Source organism: Kocuria sp. CH-021 (assembly GCF_049716185.1).
In the GTDB taxonomy this organism is placed as follows: Bacteria; Actinomycetota; Actinomycetes; order Actinomycetales; family Micrococcaceae; genus Kocuria; species Kocuria cellulosilytica.
The window spans coordinates 1-1,046 of sequence record NZ_JBNAFK010000058.1 but is presented as its reverse complement, the minus strand read 5'-3'; the positions used below and the strand labels follow the sequence as shown (position 1 = coordinate 1,046).

1 protein-coding gene is annotated in these 1,046 nt (G+C 69.7%); it reads right to left on the bottom strand.

The features are described 5' to 3' along the window. Nucleotides 1-26 precede the first annotated feature (26 nt). Nucleotides 27-944 carry an IS982 family transposase gene (locus ACPYN7_RS17995; RefSeq protein WP_424348555.1) on the bottom strand — a complete coding sequence of 306 codons (918 nt, stop codon included), beginning with the start codon at nt 942-944 and terminating at the stop codon, nt 27-29. Nucleotides 945-1,046: the final 102 nt, after the last annotated feature.

Here is a 1,046-nt window from a genome sequence, read left to right as displayed (position 1 = left end):
CCTAGATGAGTAATTCCAAGGGGTGGTCAGTGGTCGTAGGCGGTCAGGGATCGACGGACCCCGGTGCCGAGACGGTCGTTGTGCCAGATCGCGGTCGTGAGGGCCAGCAGCCGCTGGGCGATCCGGGCGCAGACGCCACGGACGGTGCGTCCGCCGTGGCGCTCCAGGTCCAGGTGGGCCTTGAGGGTGTTGTTGACGGACTCGATGATCTGGCGCAGGGGCTTGAAGAACCGGGACCCGGGACGGGGTGCCTCCCCCGCCCGGGCCGGGCGCAGCAGCTCGAGCCCGGCCTCCTCCAGCTCGGTCTCGAACGCTTTGCCGTAGTAGTTCTTGTCGGCGATCACCAGCTGCCGGCTCCGGTGCGCATCGGTCAGCCCGGGCGTGCCGGTGAGGATCTCGGTGAGCACCGCCCGCTCGTCGGCCTTCGCCCCGGTCAGCGCCCAGCCCACCGGCAGCCCGTGCACAGTGGCCACCAGGTGCAGGCGCAGTCCCCAGAAGTAGCGGGAGTGGGAGGCGCAGTAGCCGTACTGCGCCCACCCCACCAGGGCCGAGCGTTTGACCGTTTCCCTCGACCGGGCGCACTCCACCGGGGTGGAGTCGACCAGCCACACGTCGTCACCGGCGATGGTCGTGTCCGCGGCCAGGACCCCGATGAGCCAGGCCATCGTGTCGGTCAGGGCCCGCAGGCGTTTGTTGTACCCGGGTTGCTGGGGCTGGTGCGGAAACAGATGGCGCAGGTGCACCCCGGCGTGGCGCAGCCAGCGGGCCTCGCTGGTGAACCCGCCCAGGGCCTGGAGCACGGCCAGGGTGATCAGTTCCGCGTCCGTGATCCGCGGTGCGATCCCGGTCGGTGGGCGGTGCGGGGCGCGGTCGGAATGGGCCTTCAACAAGTCATCGGCCGTGACGTACAGTGCGGTGGCGAGGGTGTCCAGATCGGCGTCCACGACGGACCTCCAGGGGTTCGGCGACACGGGTAGCAACGCCGATTCTGGGCACCCTCGCCCCATCCCGCCAAGACCCCCACCCCTTGGAATTACTCATCTAGG